We start from the raw sequence: 21,426 nt of genomic DNA on the forward strand, positions 1-21,426 counted from the left end.
TTTCCTCTATAATCAAGATGGACGGTAAAAACGCCGCCGGACGGACGTATTTCGCTGAAACAGACAAAGTGAGGTTGAATGACCATGAGCAAGACAGCCCTTTACCTGATCTATTTCTGCATCTACTCCCTGGTCCTGATGGTCATCGGGAAAAACAGCCTGCGCGGCGGCCACTCCATGCGGGACTATTTCATCTGTGACCGCTCTGTCAGCCTGCCCCTGTGCGTGTGCACCTTCACCGGGACCTGGGTGTCGGCCATCACCATTCTCAGCTTGACCGGCAGCATCTATGAGGACGGGGTCTCGGTTCTGATCTACTCGGTGGCCCCCTGGTTTTTCGGCGCTTTTCTGTTGGCGCTGGTGGCCAGGCGGCTCCACCAGAACAACGTCATCACGGTCCCGGAATTTTTCCGGAGCCACTACGGCTCCCGGGGCCTTCAGTGCGTCTACGGACTCATTTTCATGCTGGTGTACATCCTGTATCTGGTCTCCCAATACAAGGGCTTCGGGACCGTGGCGTCCGCGGTCTTTGACATTCCGTATCCGCTGGCGGTGGGCATGGTCTACCTGTTTATCCTGTACACCACCCTGGGCGGGTATCGCTCGGTGGTGCGGACCGACGTGTTCAACCTGATCCTCCTCGTCGTGGGGCTGGCCGTGATCTGTGTCACCATCGTATCCAGAGTGGGCGGACTGGGCGCTCTGTTCACACAGGCGGGGCAGGTCTCCGGCTACGCCCACAGCGGCATGAGCCAGCCCACCCAGCACGGCGGCCTGTTCGCCATTTTCAATGACCGGTACACCCCCCTGGTCAGCCTGTCCATGTTCTGCGGCTGGGGCCTGGGTCTGGCCGCCAACCCTCAGTATGTGGTGCGCCTTCTGGGCGCAAAGGACGACCGCACCGCCCAGAACACGGTGCTCTGCTCCCTGGTCCTGCTCACGGGCATCATGCTCATGCTGGTGCTCATCGGCCTTGGGATGCGAGTTCTGGTGCCGGTACTCTCCACCCCGGAGACCACGGACGGGATCTTTGTCCGCCTGATCAACAATGAGCTCTACTCCCACTGGAGCGGCTTTTTCCTCTTTTCCGTCATCGGCGCCTGCATCTCCACGGCCAACTCCCAGCTGCTCCTCATCGCCTCCTCCTTCTCCTACGACGTGGTCAACGCCCTGAGCCCCAAGCCCCTGCCGGAGAAGCAGGTGGTATTTCTGGGCCGGATGTCCATTCTGCTGTGCGGGACCCTGTCCATGATCCTGACCCTGGACCCGCCCCTGTTCAGCCTGTCCTACGGCGGCGACATCTGGGGCGTGGTGGGGATCCTGCTGTTTCCGCCGCTGTACGGCACTTTGGTCAGCAAAAAGATCACCCGGCGGGGCGTCTGGGCCTGTCTGGCGGTGGGGGGGCTGTCCATTGCGGTGTTCTACCCCCTCTACTACCGGAACATGCTGACGGCCCATCCCGCCATGTTCGGCGTACTTCTCTCCACGGCGGCCATGTTCCTGGTTTCCGCCGCGGACCGGCGGCGGGGAGGGCAGAAGACATGAAACGTCGAAACCTGTTCACCATCGAAAACAAGATCCTGATCCCCTTCGTCGCCATCACCCTAGTGGCCATCGTCGGCTTGTTCGTGGTGTTCTACCAGATGGAATACAAGATCAAGCTGGAGAGCGAAAGCGTCAACGCCCAGGCGCTGGTGGCCTACATCAACTCAGACATTGACGCCGGGGGCTACTGGAAAGCCCCGGAGGACCTGCTGGAAAAGTACGAGAAGACCTATCAGGGCCAGGATTTGTTCCTCTACGACCGGGACGGGACGCTGCTGTTCAGCCGCCGCCCGGTGTCGGAGAACGAACTGGTCCTCCAGGACAACAGCGACAACCGCCTGGGCTGGCGGATCGTCTGCTCCATGGACCGGCAGGCCCTGAACAACGCCTTCATTGACGAACAGCACTACGTCATTCTGGGCGCGGTGGCCATGCTGCTGGTCATTGTGCAGTTCAGCGTGCTCATCGCCTACCACATCTCCAGCCCCATTTCGGAGCTGAGCCAGCTGTGCACCCGGATCAGCCGGGTGCCGGAGCACTCGGAGGACCTGGACCTGGAATACACCCGCCGCCGGGACGAGGTAGGGGAGCTGGCCTCCGCCTTCCAGTCCATGATGGAGCGGCTGCGGGCCTACACCGACGAGCTGTCCTGGGTCAAGACCCTAAACGAGAGCATCGTGGAAAACCTGCCCATCGGCGTGGTGGTCTGGAACGGACGGCGGGAGGTCATCTTCCGCAACACCCGGGCGGAGGCCATGCTGGGCCAGACCGGCGAGGTGGACGAGCAGGGGCGGACCCTGCGGACCATTTTGAACGAGATGGCCCGCAAGGACGAGGTGCTCCCCGCCCCCGCCAAGCTGCAAGGGCCGGACGGCAAGTGGCACAACTACGAGCTGGGGGCCTGGAAGCTGCACCACCCCGACGGCGGCGACTGGGGCACCCTGTACACCATCGACGACGTGACCTACCAGCGCCACATGGAGGAGAAGCTCAGCCGGGACGAAAAGCTGGCCTACACCGGCCAGCTGGCGGCGGACATCGCCCATGAGGCCCGCAACCCCCTGGCGGGCATCCGGGCGGGGCTCCAGGTGGTGGGGCGCAAGCTCACCGACCAGCGGGACCAGATGCTGTGCCGGGAGATGATGCGGGAGGTGGACCGGGTCAACCTGCTGGTTGAGAACCTGCTCAACGTCTCCCGCAAGCGGGAACGGGAACGGACCACCGTGGCCCTCAACTCCCTGAGCGAGGAGCTGGGAATGCTCTACGACAAGGTGGCGGAAAACAAGGGGGTCGTCTTTTCCATTGAAATGGAGGAGGACCTGTGGGTGCTGGCGGACGAACAGGAGCTGCGGCAGATCCTCATCAACCTGATCAACAACAGCATCAAGGCCCTGCCCAACGGGGGCAAGGTCAGCCTCCATGGCCGCTGCGGCGCGGAAGGGGTGACCGTGGTGGTAGAGGACAACGGGCCGGGGATGGACCAGGCCAAGCTGGACCGTGCCCTGCGAGGCGAGGACGGAGGGCTGGGCCTTCCCATCGCCCACCGGCTGGCGGAGCAGAACGGCGGACGGCTATGCTTTGAGACCGCCCCCGGCCTGGGGACCCGGGCCATTCTGACCTTCCACGGAACAGGAGGTATCAGCCATGAAGTATAAGGTGCTGATCGTAGATGACGAGCCGCTGATCCGGATGACCCTGGAGAGCGGCCTGGCGGACCTGGGCTACCAGACTTGGAGCGCCATGAATATCCAGGAGGGGCTGGCCCTGGCGGAACAGTTTTCCCCCGACGCGGTGCTGCTGGACAACCGGCTGGGGGGCGAGCTGGGCGTGGAGCACGTGGGGGATTTCAAGCGGGTGGACGAGGACATGATGGTGGTCCTGATGACCGCCTACGGCTCCGTCTCCCAGGCGGTGGAGGCCATGAAGCAGGGGGCCAGCGACTATGTGCAGAAGCCCTTCGACCTGGAGGAAGTGGACCTGATCATCAGCCGGGGGATGGAGCAGCTGACCCGCCGGCGCAGTTTGGAGCTGATGAAGCTGCGGCCCCACAAGATGCTGGGGTGCAGCCAGGCCATCACCAAGATCCGGGAGGACATCCAGGTGCTGGCGGAGAACGACAACGTGGACCTGCTGATCTGCGGGGAGACGGGCACCGGCAAGGAGGTGGTGGTCAGCAGCATCCACAACAGCAGCTCCCGCCGGGATAAGCCCATGGTCAAGATCAACTGCGGGGCCATCCCCTCCAACCTGCTGGAGTCGGAGCTGTTCGGCTATGAGAAGGGGGCCTTCACCGGGGCCAACAAGGCCAAAAAGGGCCTGATGGAGCTGGCCAATGGCGGCACCGTCTTCCTGGATGAGATCGGAGAGATGCCCCTGTTCATGCAGGCCAAACTGCTGACCTTTCTGGAGGACCGCTGCTTCAAGCGGGTGGGAGGCCTGCGGGACATTGAAGTCAACGTCCGGGTGGCCGCCGCCACCAACCGGGACCTGGAGGCCGAGGTCCGAAAGGGCACCTTCCGGGAGGACCTGTATTACCGGCTGAACGTGATGCAGATCCACATCCCGCCCCTGCGGGAGCGGCGGGAGGACATCCCCGTTTTGTGCCAGTTTTACCTGGAGCACTTCAACCGGAAGTTCGGCAAGTCCCTCCGGGGCATCGATCCCGGGTTTATGGAGACGCTGCAGAACCACTACTGGAAGGGAAATGTGCGGGAGCTGCGCAACGTGATGGAGCGCAGCGTCCTGTTCGCCCGGGGGGAGCTGCTCACCGGAGAGAATGCCGGCCTGATCCCCCAGAGCGGCGCCGTACCCCAGCCCGCCGGTCCCGCCTTCCCCATGCGTGACCTGACTGGAGGCCCCATCGACCTGAAAAATGAAGTGGACGCCTTTGAGCGGACGTACATCGACCGCGCCATGGAGCTGGCCGGAGGCAACCTGTCCCGGGCGGCCCAGATGCTGGGCTGTACCCGGTTCACATTGAAACGGCGGCTGGAAGGCGAGAACACACCGGAGTGAGGTGTGTGCAGATTCGAACGCCCAGGTGTGCGAAAACGCACATCTGGGCGTTTTCGCTCCGGCGGTCTTTCCAAAAAAGTTGCGAAAATGCCCGGGCGCCAGGGTTTTAGCCAGCTAAATCGATAAAAATCGTGACTTCGGAATATTGGCACGGGGATTGCTTATATCATTAGGTGAGATTCTTTTTTGAGGAGGGAGTTTCTATGTACAAAGTAGATCTGAACAGCGACCTGGGCGAGAGCTTCGGCGCCTATACCATCGGCATGGACGAAGCGGTCATCGCCCACATCTCCTCGGCCAACGTAGCCTGCGGCTACCATGCCGGCGATCCCCTGGTGATGGATAAGACCATTGCCGCGGCCAAGGCCGCGGGGGTGGCCGTGGGTGCCCACCCGGGCTATCCGGACCTGATCGGCTTCGGCCGGCGGAACATGGCCTGCTCTCCCAAGGAGGTCAAAGCCTATGTGAAGTACCAGTTGGGCGCCATGATGGCCTTTGCCGCCTCCAACGGCGTAAAGGTCCAGCACTGCAAACCCCACGGAGCCATGTACAACATGGCCGCCAAGGACATGGACCTGGCCATAGCCATCGCCGAGGCCATCGCCGAGGTGGACAAAGACATCATCCTCATGGGGCTGGCGGGCAGCAAGATGCTGGAGGCCGGAAAGCAGCTGGGCCTGCGGGTGGCCAGCGAGGTCTTCGCCGACCGGGCCTACCAGGCCGACGGCTCCCTGGTCCCCCGGAGCAAGCCCGGCGCTGTCATCCACGACAAGGACGCGGCCATTGCCCGGACCATCCGCATGGTCACCGAGGGCAAGGTGACCGCCATCACCGGCGAGGAGGTCTCCATCGACGCCCACTCCATCTGTGTCCACGGCGACAACCCCTCGGCGGTGGAGTTCGTCAAGAACATCCGGGCGAAGCTGGAGTCTGAGGGCGTGACGATCGCCCCCATCGCAGAGATCGTGTAACAGGAATACGGACAAAATATGGGAGGTACATTATGAGTAATCAACCTGGCACCGGAACAAAGCCCAGCCGCTCCGTTCTGTTTGGCGCGGCCTTTCTGATGGCAACTTCCGCCATCGGCCCCGGCTTCTTGACCCAGACCTCCAAATTTACTGCCCAGTACGGCGCGCCCCTGATCATGATTATTGTACTGGCGATCCTGATGGATATTACCGCCCAATCCAATATCTGGTCTATCGTGGGCGTGTCCGGGATGCGCGCCCAGGATGTGGCCAACAAGATCATTCCCGGCCTTGGCGTGGTCCTGGCTGTTTTGGTGGCCATCGGCGGCCTGGCCTTCAACGTGGGCAACGTGGGCGGCGTTGCCCTGGGCTTTAACGCCATGCTGGGCCTGAATGAAAAAGTAGGTGCCGTCATCGCCGGCTGTCTGGGCATCATCATCTTCGTCAATAAAAACGCCAAGACCATTATGGATAAGGTGGCCACTATTCTGGCCGGCGTGATCCTGATCACCGTGCTGGTAGTGGCTGTGGTCTCCCAGCCCCCTCTGGGCGAGGTGGCCTCCAGCTTGACCAAGCTCAACGAGATCCCCTCCATGTTCGTGGCGCTGACCACTCTGCTGGGCGGCTCCTGCGGCGGCTATATCGCCTTCTCCGGCGCGCACCGGCTGCTGGACGCCGGTATTTCCGGTCCTGAAAACGTGGGCCACATCCGCAAGAGCGTCATCCAGGGCGTGTGCACCTCCGGCACCGTCCGTATTCTGCTGTTCCTGGCCGTGTTGGGCACCTGCACCATCGGCGCCACCTGGAACGCCGCCAACGCCGACGCCATTATCGCCGCCAGCAACCCGGCCGCCGAGGCCTTCCGTCTGGCCGCCGGCAACCTGGGCTACCGCCTGTTCGGCCTGTGCCTGTTCTCCGCCGGCGTCTCCTCCGTGGTGGGCGCGGCCTTTACCTCCGTCTCCTTCCTGAAGACGCTCCACCCCTTCATCGGCAAGTATGAGCGGCAGTTCGTGGTGGGCTTTATCGCCTTCTCCACCCTGATGATGGTCATCGTGGGCAACGCCGCCCAGCTGCTGATCATCGCCGGCGCCTTCAACGGCCTGATCCTCCCCGTCTCCCTGGGCGTCATGCTGCTGGCCTCCCGCAACAAGAAGATCGTGGGCGACTACAAGCACCCCATTTGGCTGACGGTCCTGGGCTGCATCGTGGTGGCGGTTTCCCTGTATTCCGGCGTCAAGGCGGTGCCCGGTATTCTGAAGCTGTTCGGCTAAATCCTTACTCATCCATTCAGCCGTGTGGGCCCGTCTCCCGGCGGGCCCGCCGGCCTTCGCAGAAAGGAGCCTTCTATGGCTGACGTAAAATTCCTGCTCACCGGGGATACCTCCCTGTCGGTAGAGTTTGGCAACGAGATCAGCGAGGAGATCAACGCCAAGATCCGGGCCTTCAACATCGCCCTTGCCGACAGCAAGCTCCCCGGTATTGTGGAGACGGTCCCCACCTACCGCTCCCTGATGGTCCACTACGACCCCGGAGTCATCCAGTACGCCCCCCTGGTCAAGCGGCTCCAGGGCCTGCTGGGCCAGCTGGACCACATTGAGATCCCCCCCAGTGAGGTGCTGGAGGTCCCCGTGCTGTACGGCGGGGAGATGGGGCCCGACCTGGACTTCGTGGCCCAGCATAACGGCAAGACCCCGGAGGAAGTCATTCGTATCCACACCTCTACCGAGTACCTCATTTACATGCTGGGCTTCACCCCCGGCTTCACCTATCTGGGCGGCATGAGCGATGAGATCGCCACGCCACGCCTGAAAACTCCCCGGGTGAAGATCCCCGGCGGCTCCGTGGGCATTGCGGGCAGCCAGACCGGCGTATACCCCATCGACTCTCCGGGCGGCTGGCAGCTCATCGGCCGGACCCCGGTGAAGATGTATGACCCAAACCGTGAAACCCCCATTCTGCCCCAGGCCGGACAGTACATCAAGTTCCGGTCCATCGGCCAGGAGGAGTATGACCAGATCGCCGCCCAGTGCGAGGCGGGGACCTATGTGTGCCGTACCTATCCCAGAGAGGAGGGCGGAAAATGAGCATTACCGTATTGAATCCCGGCCTGCTGACCACAGTGCAGGACATGGGCCGGGTGGGTTATCAGCAGTTCGGCGTCTCCGTGTCCGGGGTGATGGACCCCCGGGCCACCTCCATCGCCAACATCCTGGTGGGCAATGACGAGGGGGAGGCGGTGCTGGAGTGCACCATGCTGGGCCCCCAGCTGCGTTTTGACGCCGCCAACTGCATCGCCATCACCGGCGGCGACCTGGGCCCCACTCTGGACGGCAAGCCCATCCCCAACTACTGCGCCGTCAGCGTGGAGGCCGGCCAAGTTCTGCGGTTCACCGGCCCCAAGACCGGCTGCCGCGCCTTCATCGCCTTTGCCGGGGGGCTGGACATCCCGGTGGTCATGGGCAGCCGCTCCACCTACATGAAGGCCAAGATCGGCGGTCTGGCAGGCCGCAAGCTGGCCAAGGACGACGTGATCGGCTTCCGCGCCCCCAGGACCCAGCTGAAAAACATGAAGGACCGGAACCTCTACCCCGAGTTTGTCCCCCGGGATGTCTACACTGTACGGGTGGTGATGGGCCCCCAGGACGACGCCTTCACCGACGCGGGCGTTAAAACCTTCTTCAGCGAGACCTACACCGTCACCCCTGAATTTGACCGCATGGGCTGCCGTCTGGAGGGGGCCGTGATCGAGCACAAGGAGAGCGGCGACATCATCTCCGACGGCATCGCCTTCGGCGCCATCCAGGTGCCCTCAGCGGGCAAGCCCATCATCATGCTGGCCGACCGCCAGACCACCGGCGGGTACACCAAGATCGCCAACGTCATCACCGCCGACTTCCGGCTCATCGGCCAACTGAAGGCCGGAGACAAGGTCCGGTTTGAAAAGGTGTCCATCGCCCACGCCCAGGACGCCCTGCTCACCCAGCGGGCAGCTCTGCGGCTGCTGCGGAAATCGGTGGACCGCTGATTGGAGAGGAGCGTTCATATGGCTTTTGACATTACCCCTTACATCGACATGAAACCGTCCCAGGTGCGCCAGCTCATCCGGGAGGGGGTCATCGACTTCCCCACCGCCGGCATGTGCCGGGGCTACGCCCAAGCCAACCTGGTCATCCTGCCCCCGGAGTACGCCGCCGATTTTGAGGAGTTCGCCAAGCGCAATCCCTTCCCCTGCCCCATTCTGGAGATCATCAAGGGCACCCCCGAGACCCACGACATGGGCGAGGGCGGCAACATCGTCACCGACATCCCCCGCTACCGGGTCTATGAGAACGGCATCTTCACCAAGGAGCTGACCGACGCCTCCGACTACTGGAAGGAGGGCTATGTGGGCTTCCTCATCGGCTGCTCCTTCTCCTTCGAGGAGGCCCTGATGGCCGCGGGCATCGAGGTGCGCCATATCGCCCAGGGCCGCAACGTCCCCATGTACAAGACCAACATCCAGACGGTGAAGGCCGGCCCCTTCGAGGGCCCCATGGTCTGCTCCATGCGGCCCATGACCCCGGAGAACGCCCAGAAGGCCTATGACATCACGGTAAAAATGCCCAACGTCCACGGGGCTCCCGTCCACATGGGCGATCCCGCCGGGGTGGGCGTGGCCGACGTGATGAAGCCCGACTACGGCGACGCCGTGGACATCTACGAAGGGGAGATCCCCGTGTTCTGGCCCTGCGGCGTGACTCCCCAGGCCGCTGTCGAGAACGCCAAGCCCCCCATCGTCATCACCCACGCCCCCGGCCACATGTTTATCACCGACATCCTCAACTCCGAACTGAACGACTATCTGGAAGCCAAAAAGCACAAGTAATTGCCCGTGAAACAACGCCGCCCGGCCCGTTTGAGAAGCTCTCTCCTCGAACGGGCCGGGCTTTTTCACGCCTGATTGAAATTTTTCGAATTTATATTACGTTTTGTATTGTTCTGACGTGAAGATTTCTTTGTCAAAGTTGTACGGAACCATCCCACATCCAGCCTTTTTCCGCTATTTACAGAGGAAGAAGAACGGGTTCGGCCCGGTGAGGGCACCGGGCCCTACATGGAGGAGGCCGGGAAGCCCCACGGGAGGCGGATCATCCCACGTGGGACAAGGCGGGCGGCCACATGGGGCGCCCCTGCAAAATGGCCCGCGGGGCCCAGGCATAGGCAACGCCGCCGGGTCTTTTCCGGAGGCGCGGCCCGGTGAGGGCACCGGGCCCTACAAGAGATATGGTGAAACCAAATCGGCGAAGAAAAACCGGAGATTTCATAAGGAGGAAACAACATGGCAAACGGACAGACGGCAAACTACGCCCTGAACCAATGGGCGGCCAGCGACCAGGTACTGCGGACGGAATTCAACGCGGACAACAGCAAGATCGACGCGGCGCTGGCGAAAAAATTCGGCACGGACAACGCCTCCCTGAAGGTCGGGACATACACAGGCAACGGCGGGGACTCCATCACTGTGACCACGGGCTTTCAGCCCTCGCTGGTCATCATCCTCAGCCTGTCGGCTGTGGGTTCTTATGACTACGGCCTCATGATTGGAAACGGCACCGGGCAGTTTTTGGAGACCCTGTTCAACAGCCGCATCATCGATACTGACGCATTACAATGCACCAGCACCGGATTCACGGTGACCAATACGGTCAGCAGCAACTATGTGGGCTTCAACACCGAGGGCTGCACGTGCCTTTATTTCGCCTTCCGCTGAGAAAGAAAAGAACAGCCCCCCGGACCAAGGTCCGGGGGGCTGAACTATTTAGTGTTGGATCAGGATCCTATTCCAAAGAAAGGATTAGTAATCCACGACCACGATGGCGATGATGGAGCCTTCGTAGGTGACAACATAGGCCACGTCGTCAGCATCGGTCACCAGGGAGCTGGTGCCGGCGGTGTCGGACAGGCTGTTGCCCACGGGCTCATAGTAGGCGACGATGGCGTCGTCCTCAGCGCCCAGCCACTTGGTGTAGTCGCTGCCGTTGTAAGCGAAGCCGATCAGGCCGGAGCTGGAGGCGCGCTTGACACCGTTGTAAACCTGAGTGGTGCTCAGATCAGCATCATCCTTAACGGTCTCCAGATCGGTGACCAGACCCTTGCTGTTCACGGTCATGCCGTAGAAGGTCAGGATGGACTTGTCAACGCCCTTGCAAGCGTCAACAACGATGCTGTTGGCGGTATCCTTCACCTTGATGGTGGTGGTCTCGCCGTTCACGATGGCCTTGTACTCATAGTAGGTGCCGACGGAGCTCTTGATGGGCTTCTCAGCGGTGCGGCCGATGACGAACACGACGTCCTCAGCGGACATCTTGGTAGCAGCGCCGGTGATGAAGACGAACTTGGCAACGCCCTTCTTCTCAACCACAGCGACCTGAGTGCCGCTCTGGCCCTCGATATCGGCAACGGCCTTGTAGCCCACATAAGCGGTGTACTCGTCGTCGTCGTAATCGTTGCAGTACAGGTAGATGGTGTTGGCATCGCCATAGGCCAGGGTGCTGCCGCCGTTCACGATGGCGGTGGTGCCCTTCTTGATCTTCAGGGTGGAAGCAGCCTCCAGATCAGCCTTCACGGTCAGAGAGTAGGTGCCGTCATCGTTCACGGTGTAAGCAACGACCTCCTCCTCGAAGGCATCAATGGTAGCCTGAGCGTTCTCCTTGCCGTTGACCTTGACGTAATCGTCGTCATCGACCTCGACGCGGACGATGGAGCCGTCAGCCAGAACCATCTTGGCATACACGGTGATGTCGTTCTCGCCGTACTTGTCGCTCTCGCTGCCCATGGAGATCACGTAGGCATAGTCGCCGGACTCGATGGCGTCGTCAACCAGGACGATGTAGCCCTGCTGGTCCAGATAGAAGGCCACGGTCTCATCATAGGAGTCGATCTTGATCTTGTCGGAAGCATCAACAGTGGTGTTGTACTTGTAGGTGGTGCCGTCGATGATGACGTTGTTCACGTCCTTGACCTGGCCGACAGTACCCTCAACATAGGTAGCCTCGCCCAGAACAGTCTCAACGCTCCACTCGTTGCCGTCCCAGGACTTGGTGTACAGGACAACGTCCTCTTCCTCATAGCCCTCGACGTCGAACTCCAGGTTGGCGTCATCCAGAGTGATGGTCTCATCCTCAACCTTGGTGATCTCAGCGGCGTAGGTTCTCACGATGGTGACAACGACTTCTTCCTTATCGTCATCCAGATAGACGCTGGTCACGGTGCCGTTGCCGGTGTTCTTCAGAGCAGCAGCGTTGTTAGCGACAACAGCGGCCTGGAAGTCGTCGGAAGTGTAAGCAACATCCTTGTTGTTGTCGTCCTTCTTGGTGCCCAGAGAGCAGTCGCCGTCCAGATAGACAGCCCAGTCGTACTCCTTGGCAGCGGTCTTGCCCACGGCGCTGTACAGAGCCTTGCTCTTGATCTCGCCCTGGAAGACCAGATCAGCCTCCTCGGCATAGGTGCCGACCTCGCTGCTCTTGTAGGTCCACTTGTTGGCGGGAGCGTTGAAGCCGTCAAAATCGCTGTCATCCAGCTTCAGGTCGCCCTTGTACAGCTTCTCGCCCAGCTCCACGATGTAACCATAGGTGGAGACAGTGGTGGTGAAGTTGGGGGAGACCTTCTTGATGGCCTTGGCATAGGACTCGCTGCTGGTGACATAGACGTAGTTGACCTTGCCAGCCTCGACCTTGGTGTCGCCGGTGACGACCTTGATGGTGTCGTCGTCAGCCTCGACCATGCCGGACTTCAGGGTGTTCAGAACCAGCTGAGCCAGCTCGTTACGGGTCATGGGCTCGCGGACGCCAGCCTCAACACCCTCGAACAGGTCGATCTTGTTGCCCTGAGCGACGGTGGCCAGCTGCCAGTCGTCGGCGAAGTCGGACTGATACTGGAAGTAACCCAGAGCCTTCATCAGCATCAGAGCGGCCTGGGCGGTGGTGACGGTGTCATTGCCGCCATAGATGGTGGCGCTGTAACCAGCGGTGATGCCGTTGGTGTAGCAAGCGGCCACGAAGGGCTCGGCCCACTCAGGCACATCGGTGAAGGGAGAGGTGCCCTTGTAGCTGGCAACGCGGTAGTCCATCAGGTTGGACATAACCACGGCCATCTCGTTACGGGTAACGTTCTGGTCAGGATTGAAGTTGCCCTTGTCGTCGCCGGACATGATGCCGACGGCCTGGAGCACTTCGATGGCTTCCTGATGATTCTCGGAAGTCACGTCCTTGTAGCTCGCGCCGGTGCCGACGACCATCATGCCGAGCAGCATGACGGAGGCAACAGCCAGACTGAGAGCCCGCTTCAGGTTTCTCATTCGGAATTCCTCCTTAAAAATTTGTTCGGAGTTGGATCAATGCCTCAGGAAACCTGCTGCACCTTTCTTCTCTCCGGTGATAGCCAGGGGCATTCCGATCACACCCCTAACTTCCTGGTTATCATACCAAATGGATTTTTGAAAGTCAATTGGCCACGCCGAAATGTAACAAAGGTGTAACAAAGCCCGTAACAAAGCGTCGGGGCCGGTTCATTCTATTATAAAGGAAGAGGAATGGCACACGCCATTCCTCTTATTATTACTTTACCATCCGGCGCAAATCAGCCCAGGATTTTGCTAACTGTAGGCTTTGATAAATCTTTTGGCCCGTATATGAAGCTGCTCCATGTAATGGGGCTGATGATTCCAATCAGCCCAGTCCCCAGAGACCAAAACACGCATGGACAGCGGGTAAAACGCCTCCTGATATGTGCTCCAATAGTGAAGCGGCGCCAAGACTCCTTTTCGGATCTGTACATCCAGGAACTGATAAAAACGCAGCCGGTGCGGCTCACGGAAGCGGTTATTGATCTCCTCCAGAAACTCGGGCCTCCGCCCGATCAAAGAGTACGCGCACAAAATCAGCTTTTTAAACTCCGGCGTAGCCAACAGATCCAGATATTCCGCCATCATTCGCACGAACCACTCCTCCGCTGGCGTATCCTCCGGGATCTCCAGCACCTTCGGCGTCTGGACGTCCTCCATACAGGCAAAGAGGAGGTCGTCCTTGTCCTTAAAATAATAGTAAATAATGGCGGAACTCTTGGCCCCAGCTTCCTGGGCAATCATCTTTATGCTGGTGGAGTCAAAGCCATAGCGGGAGAAACATTCCAGCGCAGCCCGGGTAATGACCTGCCGCTTTTCAATAAACTTTGTGTTCTCCGGCTGCATGGCAAACCTCCTAAATAGACAGTCAACTTTTTGTGTCTATCTATATAATTTTACATCCAGCCACAACCTTTGTCAATGAAAAGGCCATAAATACGTAATCGGAATAATCAAAAGCAAGCCCGGAATCAGGTCCAGCACAGGCGGATCTTTTAGCTTTGCGATCCGCAGAGCGTTGACCAATTGAATCAGCCCTCCGCAGGCCGAAAAGTTGCCGATCATTTCCTCGCTTAAATAGGGCGCAATCATGGTAGACAGGAGATAGAAACAGACCAGTATCACCCCAAGGGGAAGCGAAATCACAGACAAAATCCACCCGCAGCTCGCCGCGAAAAATACCGCGGATAAAAAGTCCATGATCGCTTTGGTCATCAACAATGTAGGATCACCCAGAAACCCCAGATCCAGCGCCCCCAATATTCCCGCGGTGCTGATGCAGAACAAGGTAAAGGCCACCAAAAGCGTCTTTGCCGTGTCTCCCTGCCCATTGTCCTGCACTTTCTCCGCCAAAGAGTATACCCTCCGGTCGATTTTCAGACAGTGGCCCACGATCCCTCCGAGCAAGAACGCCAATACTACTGCGGCAAAATGGGATACCCGGCTCAACATCTGAATGCCCAAAGCCGCGGAAATGACAGAGAAATAGGTCATGGAATTGTCCCGAAGCACGGGAGAAATATATCTGCGCAATAGACATCCTCCCGCCGTTCCACTCAGGACCGCTAAAATATTACAGCCAAGTACCAGATAGGCAGACATATACGCTCTCCCCAACACAAAAATATTCTTTCGTCTTATTATTACCATAAATTGATTGCTTTGTCAAACTTTATTATTTTTATTTTTACTTGCATTTTTTGATTTAAACTTTCAAAAATAAATAATTTCATAGATATTGACAAGTTATGTTCGCTGTGGTATGTTAAATACAAATTGAACGTTCAATCAATTTTCTTCTTGCCACACACCAGAAAGGCAACGAAGTCTCTCTGTCCATATCCAAGGGTAGATAAGTGTGTGACATCCCGTACACAAATGTAAAGGAGAGAACACTATGACAAGCGCTGATATGGTAGAATTGTTAAAGGCTCTGGCTCTGCTCAGTGTATTCCTGCTGATTGGCACCTTTCTTCGGGCGAAAATCAAAATTTTCCAAAACACCTTCCTTCCTGCCTCTGTGATTGGCGGCTTTTTGCTGCTCATTTTCGGCCCTCACGTGTTGAACATTTTGAAGATTCCCGACACTTGGATGAGCGCGTATTCCGCGCTGCCCGGTGTTTTAATTATTCCCATTGTCGCCGCAGGCCCCCTTGGCACCAAATTCAGCTCCGGCGGTTCCAAAGCCCGTAACTACCGCATCGGCCAGATGCTGCTGCTGATGTGCCTGCTGACCGCCGCCCAGCTCACCATCGGTTTTGGCATCAATCTGGTCTTCCGCGCCTTCGGTTATCCCCTCTATGACGCCTTTGGTTGGGAACTGAATATGGGCTATGTGGGCGGTCACGGCACCGCCGGACTGCTGGCCAGCCTGCTGCAGAGCGTGGGCGATCCCAACTGGGAAGTCGCCCAGGGCGTGGCTACTACCATGGCAACCATCGGTCTGGTGGGCGGCATTTTGATCGGCATCGCCCTCATCAACTGGGCCGCCCGCCGCAACCAAACCGCCTGCCTGGACAAGCCCGGTATGATCCCCGCCGAACTGAAAATCGGTTATGTGAAAGATGCTGAGAAGCAGCCCTCCATGGGCCGCGAGACCACCATGTCCGCCTCCGTGGACGCCTATGCTTTTCACCTGGCTCTGATTCTGACCGTCTGCGGTATGGCCTACTTCCTCCAGATCATGGTCAAGAAGCTGAACAACTCCATTTTGTCTGGCATCAGCGTATGGGCTTACGCCATGCTGCTGATGTTCCTGGTCTGGTGGATCATTAAGCGGCTCAAGCTGGACTTCCTGGTGGATGCGAAGGTGAAAGGCAAAGTTGCCGGCTCCATGACCGACTTTGCTGTAATTGCCGCAGTATCCAGCCTGAACATCAAAGCCGTTTCCGCCTATCTGATCCCCATGCTGGCCATGGCTGTTGTCGGCATGGTAGGCACCATTCTCGTGCTGGTCCTGTTTGCGCGCAAAATGTTTCACAAAGAGTGGTTCGAGCACATGATCGCCGTCTTTGGTCAAGGCACCGGCGTTTTCCTGACCGGCGTGCTTTTGCTTCGCATCTGTGACCCCGACAACAAGACGGAGGCGCTCAACAACTACAGCATCGCCTACACCTTTGCCGGCGTTATCACCCAGATCCTGATGCCCATCTACGCCACCATCATCGCCACCTGGGGTACGGCTGTTATGTTTGGTCAGTCTGTGGCGCAGCTGTTTGTGTGGCTCATCTGCTCTGTCCTGCTCTGGGTCCTGGTCGGCAAAAAGCTGAGCGCAAACCACGAACTGTAATCGGCGACTACAATTATTTGGAGGAAGCATACTATGTCCATGCATATAGAGCAGTATCGGGATGTTTTATGTGGGTTGAATCAGACGATCTGGTCCAGTGCGGAAACCAGGTTTGAGGAGCGGCAGTCTGTCGCCGCCCAGCTGACCGTTTTGGAAAGCGCCGGCTATCAGATCGAACAGGGCGTCGCAGGTATTGATACTGCCTATATCGCTACATTGGGCAGCGGGAAGCCAGTGATCGCACTGTTGGCAGAATATGATGCCTTGGACGGGTTGAGCCAGCAAGCGGACGTCTGTCACCCGTCCCCCCGCCCTGAAACTACCAAAGGCCATGGCTGTGGGCACAATCTTCTGGGTACCGGTGTAATCGGCGCGGCTCTGGTGTTGAAGGACTATTACCAGGAGCATCATCTTTCCGGAACAATCAAGATTTTCGGATGTCCCGGCGAGGAGGGCGGCTCCGGTAAGGTATTCATGGCCCGGGACGGACTGTTCGATGATGTAGATATCGCCCTAACTTGGCATCCCAGCACCATGAACGCAGTCATGACTGGCAGCATGCTGGCAAACGTACAGGCGTATTTCCGCTTTCACGGAACCAGCGCCCACGCAGGCGCCGCGCCACATCTGGGCCGCAGCGCTCTTGATGCTGTGGAACTGATGAACGTAGGCGTGAACTACATGCGGGAACATATGGAAATGACTGACCGGGTCCATTACGCGGTGACCGATACCGGCGGCCATTCACCCAACGTGGTACAATCTCATGCCGAAGTTTTGTATCTCATCCGTTCCAAAACCGCCCCGGGTGCCAGAGCACTTTATAACCGGGTATGTAAAATCGCCCAGGGCGCGGCTCTGATGACGGAAACCACAGTGGATGTGGAATTTGATAAGGCTTGTTCCCAAGTGGTCCCCAACCACACCATCGCGAAACTGTTCCATGACTGTATGAGCCAGCTGGGGGTCCCGGTTCACTCCGAAGCGGAGCGGGATTACGTAAAGCAGTTCAGCGCCACAATGCCCGCTGAAATCGTGGCCAACGACCCCGGGCAGCTCCCGCCTGATTATTTGGCGGAGACCCGTAAGGCGTTAGTCCAAGATCACCCGGACGGCGAATTTATCCTGCCTTTCAGCGCTCAGGAATCCCTGGTCTGCGCTTCCTCCGATATGGGAGACGTAAGCTGTCTCGTCCCTCTGGTCCAGCTGCAAACGGCCTGCTTCGCCATGGGAACACAACCTCATTCCTGGCAATGGGTGGCACAGGGCACCTCCGCGTTCGCTCTCCACGGCACTCTGTACGCCTCCCAAATCTTAGCAGATACCGCGCTTCAGCTCTTTACACACCCCGAAATCATTGCGCAAGCCAAAGACGAACTGAAAAACCGAATGAGTGGGCAGCCCTACGTCTGTCCCATTCCCGACGATGTACATCCCAGAACGAATTAAAGAGGTCAAATAAAACCCCGCCTTTCATTTTGAAAGGCGGGGTTTTGTATTGCATACAGTTGTTTAAAAAATGAAAGTTATCCAGAAATCAAAGGTTTCCAACATCAGGGAGACCAAATCGCATCCCGCAGAGATACCAAAGAGTTATTCCGCGCCCTGCCTTTCCTCGGCCACGAGGATGCGGATGCGCCCGCCGGCGGGGTATCCGAAGGGGTCGTACCACCCCGTCAACCGGTAATCGGAGGCGTTGATCTGGGACAGCGTGGTGGCGTAGTATTCCTGTTCGGAGGCGTCTTTCAGCAGCACCTGCACGTTTTCATCCAGCTGATACTGCTGGTTTCCGGACAGGGCGCTCAGGCCGGTGAGGCTGTCCAGGGAGACGGAGGTGAGCTGACGGATGGTTTTCAGCGCCCCGTCCTCATAGACCAGCGCGGCCCCTCCGGTATTCACGGCGTAAACCTTGCCGCTGGTGGCGATGGTGTATCGCATCCGCTCTCCTCCGTTATAAATCGAATCAAATAACACACTAACCGCTGTACAGTATACCACATTATCGGCAAAAATACCAGCCGTCTTTCGGGTCAACCGGTTTATTTTTGCCGTTAAAGGAAGTTCTATTCCGGTAGCTTGCCACTTTCTACCTCATAAAATAATCTAAAGGTGTGATATGAATCACGTTATTATTAACAATGATATGATAACAACGAAAAGCAGCCACACACCGAAGTGCATGACTGCTATGACGGAAGCCGCCTCGCATTGCGCGTCGGCACATCTCATAAAATCCAACATGCCGTTGGCGCTATAAAATAAGATATCGACATCCCATCTCTCAACCATGCTCTCCATTGGCAATCCGAGAAACAGGGGTCTGTTCCGTAGCGGCACAGAAGGCGGATAACAGTTCCAAAAAATATTTGCTGTAGTGAGTCAAGTACCGTTGTTTGTGGCGCAGCAGGGAGAGGTGGAGATACATCGGTTCCCCTTGGCAGAGCAGCGGAAAAATATTCATATCCGGTGGGATCTCCGCTTGGCGTTTGGTAAGATTGACCTGAGACGCAAAGAAAGCGACCAGCCCCTGGAAGCCAACCGTTGTACAGACCTGCGTGTAGGTGGTGTTCAGCCGTATTTTGGGCGTAACATTTTCTTCTTCGAAACAGGCGTGGATCCGTTGTCCCATGTTATTGGAGAAGATACAAAAGGGCAGTTTGGCAAAATCGCTGACACAAGCCCCCTGAAGGGATCTCCCCTTGATTTCCTCTGCCTCATCCCCGTAGTATTCCCGCAGCAACGAGTCCTTGACGCACAAATAGATCTGGTCCTCCATCAAATCTTCCTGTATCAGGTCACTATTGCTCTTATCCGAGGTCACAATGGCAAAATCCAGTTCCCCGTTGGCCACCATCGGCTCCAGCGTACGCGAGATGACACTGGTCAGGCGCAGTTCCACATTGGGATAGCGTTCCGTAAAAGCCGGAAGCAGAAACGGCAGCATGTTCATTCGCATACTGCTGGCGCCAAAGCGAATGATGCCCCGTTCGTTGCGTTCCACATCAGAAAGGATGTCGATCAGATTGGTCTGTTCCTTGATCACCACATCCGCGAAGGACAGCACAAATTCCCCGGCATAGGTCAGGGAGAGCTTCGGTTTCCGGTTGAGCAGCTGGGCGCCAAAATACTCCTCAAGCCGCTGGATATGATTGCTGAGCGTCTGCTGAGAAATGTACAGGCGATTTGCCGTTTTTGTGATGTGGAGATCCTTTGCCACTTCTTTAAAATAGTACAGGCTTATAATATCCATAACGTTCCCTCCCATGCGCTAATCCACAAATTTTCTTTGTGGATTGGCTAAAAAAACGCTGTTTGCCTTGTGGATAATTCTATATTATACTGGCTTCAACAAAAACGCAAGAAGCAAGATGGACAAGAAAGCATACGCTGCATCCTTCCTGCCGATTTTATCTTGCGGGCTTCCTGTGAGCCATGAAAGGAGAAAAATCCATGTCTGTCGGAAAGCGTATTTACCTGAAACGTGAGATGCCTGACCCTGCGCTGGTGGAGCAGTTCAAAACCGTCCCCGCTTCCAACACCGCTGATGTCATGGGCCGCAGCTGCGCCATGAATCCCCGCATCCATCTCGTCAGCAGTCCCAAGGCCCAGATGATGGCCGGCCCCGCCTTTACTGTCAAGTGCCGCGCTGGTGACAACCTGGCCCTGCACGCCGCCCTGAACCTCTGTCAGGAGGGAGACGTGCTGGTGGTCTCCAATGAGGAGGACAACACCCGTGCCCTGATGGGCGAGGTCATGATGGCCTACCTGTATCTGCAGAAGAAGGTGGCCGGTATCGTTCTGGACGGTCCCATCCGCGACATCGATGAGATCGGCAAGTGGGATTTCCCTGTCTACTGCACCGGCACCACCCCCGGCGGCCCCTACAAGGAAGGCCCCGGCGAGCTGAACGTGCCCATCGCCTGCGGCGGCATCAGCGTGAACCCCGGCGACATCATTCTGGCTGACCCCGACGGCGTGATCGTGATCCCCCGCAAGGATGCCGCCGTAGTTTTAGAAGACGCCAAGAAGTTCCAGGCCGCCGACGAAGGCAAGCTGGAGAAGACCCGTCAGGGCACCATCAACCGGGATTGGGTTACCAAGACCCTGGAGGCCAAGGAGTTCGAGATCGTGGATGACGTCTACCGTCCCTGAACCTCCGTTGCTGGCCCCATGAGCCCATCAGATCAAGAAACAAAAGCCGTCCCAACTGCCCTGATGATATAACAGGGCCGGGCGGCTGTAAGGAGTGAAACATCATGAGTATTAAAGTACTGCTCCCCCAGCCCATTCTGCCCGAGGGGTATGCCTACCTCCGTGAGCGGGGCTATGAAGTGGTGGATGGCCGGGGCTTTACCGAGGAGGACATTCTGGCCGACATCGCCGACTGCGACGCTATGATCGTCCGTACCGCCAAAATCACCGCCAAAATTCTGGACGCCGCCCCCAAGCTGAAGATCCTGGCCCGCCACGGCGCCGGCTATGACGGCGTAGACCTGGAGGCCGCCCGGCGCAACAACGTGCTGGTCACCACCGCCGGCGGAGCCAACGCCATCTCGGTGGCGGAGCTGGCCATCTTCTACATGCTCTACTGCTCCCGCCGCTTCCAGGCTGTCATGGCCCACTGCCGTGAGGACTACCGCTACGCCAAGATGGGAATTCAGAAGACCGAGCTGGAGGGCAAGACCCTGGGCCTGATCGGCACTGGCAACATCGGTAAGCTGGTGGCCCAGAAGGCCGCTATGGGCTTTAACATGAAGGTGCTGGCCTACGATCCCTTCGCCCGGGAGGTCCCGGAGTACATCCAGCTGGTGGAAGACCGGGACGAGATCTTCCGGAACAGCGACTATGTCTCCCTCCATGTCCCCGCCACCAAAGAGACCATCCACAGCGTAAGCGACCGTGAGTTCGACCTGATGAAGGAAACCGCCTTCCTCATCAACACCGCCCGTGGCTCCATTGTGGACGAGGCCGCTCTGATCCGGGCCCTGGAAGCAAAGAAGATCGCCGGCGCCGGACTGGACACGGTGGAGAAGGAACCCTTCGACCTGAGCAATCCTCTCCTGAGCATGGAGAACGTCCTGGTGGCCCCCCATATCGGCGGCGCTACAAAAGAGGCATCCACCCGCTCTTCCGTCGCCTGTGCCGAAGCCATCGACGACTTCTTCTCCGGCCGCAAGCCCAAATTCATCGTCCCCGAGCTGCGGGACCTGATGCCGTAATCGCTG

The 21,426-nt window shown here is 58.3% G+C and carries 18 protein-coding genes; 13 read left to right on the forward strand and 5 right to left on the reverse strand.

Annotated elements, in window-relative coordinates:
• Nucleotides 1–84: 84 nt before the first annotated feature.
• The 9 genes from I6E42_RS05275 (at nt 85) to I6E42_RS05315 (ending at nt 10,281) form a co-directional block, all read left to right on the forward strand.
• Nucleotides 85–1,545: a sodium:solute symporter family protein gene (locus I6E42_RS05275; protein WP_235370887.1), complete on the forward strand. Its 1,461-nt coding sequence runs from the start codon at nt 85–87 to the stop codon at nt 1,543–1,545.
• The gene (locus I6E42_RS05280; RefSeq protein ID WP_235370888.1) at nt 1,542–3,200 is read left to right on the forward strand and encodes a sensor histidine kinase; all 1,659 of its coding nucleotides are present in this window, start codon (nt 1,542–1,544) and stop codon (nt 3,198–3,200) included. Before I6E42_RS05275 ends, I6E42_RS05280 begins: the two co-directional genes overlap by 4 nt.
• On the forward strand, nt 3,190–4,560 hold the full coding sequence (locus I6E42_RS05285; RefSeq protein ID WP_235370889.1) for a sigma-54-dependent transcriptional regulator: 1,371 nt from the start codon (nt 3,190–3,192) through the stop codon (nt 4,558–4,560). Before I6E42_RS05280 ends, I6E42_RS05285 begins: the two co-directional genes overlap by 11 nt.
• A gap of 203 nt (nt 4,561–4,763) precedes the next feature.
• Nucleotides 4,764–5,531 carry a LamB/YcsF family protein gene (locus I6E42_RS05290; RefSeq protein WP_235370890.1) on the forward strand — a complete coding sequence of 256 codons (768 nt, stop codon included), beginning with the start codon at nt 4,764–4,766 and terminating at the stop codon, nt 5,529–5,531.
• A 32-nt stretch (nt 5,532–5,563) separates the two neighbouring features.
• Nucleotides 5,564–6,802: an NRAMP family divalent metal transporter gene (locus tag I6E42_RS05295; RefSeq protein WP_235370891.1), complete on the forward strand. Its 1,239-nt coding sequence runs from the start codon at nt 5,564–5,566 to the stop codon at nt 6,800–6,802.
• 75 nt (nt 6,803–6,877) lie between these two features.
• The gene (gene pxpB, locus I6E42_RS05300) at nt 6,878–7,615 is read left to right on the forward strand and encodes a 5-oxoprolinase subunit PxpB (protein ID WP_235370892.1); all 738 of its coding nucleotides are present in this window, start codon (nt 6,878–6,880) and stop codon (nt 7,613–7,615) included.
• On the forward strand, nt 7,612–8,556 hold the full coding sequence (locus I6E42_RS05305; RefSeq protein ID WP_235370893.1) for a 5-oxoprolinase subunit C family protein: 945 nt from the start codon (nt 7,612–7,614) through the stop codon (nt 8,554–8,556). The genes pxpB and I6E42_RS05305 overlap by 4 nt, the downstream gene beginning before the upstream one ends.
• Before the next feature lie 18 nt (nt 8,557–8,574).
• Nucleotides 8,575–9,396 (forward strand): putative hydro-lyase, encoded by an 822-nt coding sequence (locus I6E42_RS05310; protein WP_235370894.1) that lies wholly within the window; start codon nt 8,575–8,577, stop codon nt 9,394–9,396.
• Nucleotides 9,397–9,849: 453 nt separating this feature from the next.
• A complete protein-coding gene (locus I6E42_RS05315; protein ID WP_235370895.1) occupies nt 9,850–10,281 on the forward strand; it encodes a hypothetical protein in 432 nt (143 codons plus the stop codon).
• 84 nt (nt 10,282–10,365) lie between these two features.
• Here I6E42_RS05315 and I6E42_RS05320 read toward each other — a convergent pair whose 3' ends face one another.
• From I6E42_RS05320 to I6E42_RS05330, 3 genes are all read right to left on the reverse strand, one after another.
• Entirely contained in the window at nt 10,366–12,867 is a 2,502-nt protein-coding gene (locus tag I6E42_RS05320; protein WP_235370896.1) for an S-layer homology domain-containing protein, read from the reverse strand.
• A gap of 297 nt (nt 12,868–13,164) precedes the next feature.
• Nucleotides 13,165–13,758: a TetR/AcrR family transcriptional regulator gene (locus I6E42_RS05325; RefSeq protein ID WP_235370897.1), complete on the reverse strand. Its 594-nt coding sequence runs from the start codon at nt 13,756–13,758 to the stop codon at nt 13,165–13,167.
• A 72-nt stretch (nt 13,759–13,830) separates the two neighbouring features.
• Nucleotides 13,831–14,514 carry a DUF554 domain-containing protein gene (locus I6E42_RS05330; protein ID WP_235370898.1) on the reverse strand — a complete coding sequence of 228 codons (684 nt, stop codon included), beginning with the start codon at nt 14,512–14,514 and terminating at the stop codon, nt 13,831–13,833.
• Between the two features lie 295 nt (nt 14,515–14,809).
• Between I6E42_RS05330 and I6E42_RS05335 the strand changes: the two genes are divergently transcribed.
• Together I6E42_RS05335 and I6E42_RS05340 are read left to right on the forward strand one after the other, a co-directional pair.
• Complete coding sequence (locus I6E42_RS05335) at nt 14,810–16,201, forward strand: sodium/glutamate symporter (protein ID WP_235370899.1); 1,392 nt, start codon at nt 14,810–14,812, stop codon at nt 16,199–16,201.
• A 33-nt stretch (nt 16,202–16,234) separates the two neighbouring features.
• Nucleotides 16,235–17,650, forward strand: a complete 1,416-nt coding sequence (locus I6E42_RS05340) for an amidohydrolase (protein ID WP_235370900.1) — start codon at nt 16,235–16,237, stop codon at nt 17,648–17,650.
• A 144-nt stretch (nt 17,651–17,794) separates the two neighbouring features.
• Here the strand turns inward: I6E42_RS05340 and I6E42_RS05345 are convergent, their stop codons facing one another.
• Together I6E42_RS05345 and I6E42_RS05350 are read right to left on the reverse strand one after the other, a co-directional pair.
• Entirely contained in the window at nt 17,795–18,139 is a 345-nt protein-coding gene (locus I6E42_RS05345) for a hypothetical protein (protein ID WP_235370901.1), read from the reverse strand.
• 343 nt (nt 18,140–18,482) lie between these two features.
• Nucleotides 18,483–19,451 (reverse strand): LysR family transcriptional regulator, encoded by a 969-nt coding sequence (locus I6E42_RS05350; protein ID WP_235370902.1) that lies wholly within the window; start codon nt 19,449–19,451, stop codon nt 18,483–18,485.
• A 200-nt stretch (nt 19,452–19,651) separates the two neighbouring features.
• Here I6E42_RS05350 and I6E42_RS05355 point away from each other — a divergent pair, with 200 nt between their 5' ends.
• Together I6E42_RS05355 and I6E42_RS05360 are read left to right on the forward strand one after the other, a co-directional pair.
• Entirely contained in the window at nt 19,652–20,353 is a 702-nt protein-coding gene (locus tag I6E42_RS05355; protein WP_235370903.1) for an RraA family protein, read from the forward strand.
• A gap of 104 nt (nt 20,354–20,457) precedes the next feature.
• Complete coding sequence (locus tag I6E42_RS05360) at nt 20,458–21,420, forward strand: hydroxyacid dehydrogenase (RefSeq protein WP_235370904.1); 963 nt, start codon at nt 20,458–20,460, stop codon at nt 21,418–21,420.
• The last annotated feature ends 6 nt before the right edge of the window (nt 21,421–21,426 follow it).

Origin of the sequence: Pseudoflavonifractor phocaeensis, from assembly GCF_021531815.1 — a bacterium.
Classification (GTDB): domain Bacteria; phylum Bacillota; class Clostridia; order Oscillospirales; family Oscillospiraceae; genus Lawsonibacter; species Lawsonibacter phocaeensis_A.

Excerpts from the sequence above, each read along its gene's own strand:
- I6E42_RS05325 (WP_235370897.1), bottom strand. The coding sequence starts at position 13,758 with ATGCAGCCGGAGAACACAAAGTTTATTGAAAAGCGGCAGGTCATTACC.
- I6E42_RS05275 (WP_235370887.1), top strand. The coding sequence starts at position 85 with ATGAGCAAGACAGCCCTTTACCTGATCTATTTCTGCATCTACTCCCTG.
- pxpB (WP_235370892.1), top strand. The coding sequence starts at position 6,878 with ATGGCTGACGTAAAATTCCTGCTCACCGGGGATACCTCCCTGTCGGTA.
- I6E42_RS05345 (WP_235370901.1), bottom strand. The coding sequence starts at position 18,139 with ATGCGATACACCATCGCCACCAGCGGCAAGGTTTACGCCGTGAATACC.
- I6E42_RS05350 (WP_235370902.1), bottom strand. The coding sequence starts at position 19,451 with ATGGATATTATAAGCCTGTACTATTTTAAAGAAGTGGCAAAGGATCTC.
- I6E42_RS05330 (WP_235370898.1), bottom strand. The coding sequence starts at position 14,514 with ATGTCTGCCTATCTGGTACTTGGCTGTAATATTTTAGCGGTCCTGAGT.
- I6E42_RS05355 (WP_235370903.1), top strand. The coding sequence starts at position 19,652 with ATGTCTGTCGGAAAGCGTATTTACCTGAAACGTGAGATGCCTGACCCT.
- I6E42_RS05305 (WP_235370893.1), top strand. The coding sequence starts at position 7,612 with ATGAGCATTACCGTATTGAATCCCGGCCTGCTGACCACAGTGCAGGAC.
- I6E42_RS05285 (WP_235370889.1), top strand. The coding sequence starts at position 3,190 with ATGAAGTATAAGGTGCTGATCGTAGATGACGAGCCGCTGATCCGGATG.
- I6E42_RS05340 (WP_235370900.1), top strand. The coding sequence starts at position 16,235 with ATGTCCATGCATATAGAGCAGTATCGGGATGTTTTATGTGGGTTGAAT.
- I6E42_RS05320 (WP_235370896.1), bottom strand. The coding sequence starts at position 12,867 with ATGAGAAACCTGAAGCGGGCTCTCAGTCTGGCTGTTGCCTCCGTCATG.
- I6E42_RS05295 (WP_235370891.1), top strand. The coding sequence starts at position 5,564 with ATGAGTAATCAACCTGGCACCGGAACAAAGCCCAGCCGCTCCGTTCTG.
- I6E42_RS05280 (WP_235370888.1), top strand. The coding sequence starts at position 1,542 with ATGAAACGTCGAAACCTGTTCACCATCGAAAACAAGATCCTGATCCCC.
- I6E42_RS05290 (WP_235370890.1), top strand. The coding sequence starts at position 4,764 with ATGTACAAAGTAGATCTGAACAGCGACCTGGGCGAGAGCTTCGGCGCC.
- I6E42_RS05310 (WP_235370894.1), top strand. The coding sequence starts at position 8,575 with ATGGCTTTTGACATTACCCCTTACATCGACATGAAACCGTCCCAGGTG.
- I6E42_RS05335 (WP_235370899.1), top strand. The coding sequence starts at position 14,810 with ATGACAAGCGCTGATATGGTAGAATTGTTAAAGGCTCTGGCTCTGCTC.
- I6E42_RS05315 (WP_235370895.1), top strand. The coding sequence starts at position 9,850 with ATGGCAAACGGACAGACGGCAAACTACGCCCTGAACCAATGGGCGGCC.
- I6E42_RS05360 (WP_235370904.1), top strand. The coding sequence starts at position 20,458 with ATGAGTATTAAAGTACTGCTCCCCCAGCCCATTCTGCCCGAGGGGTAT.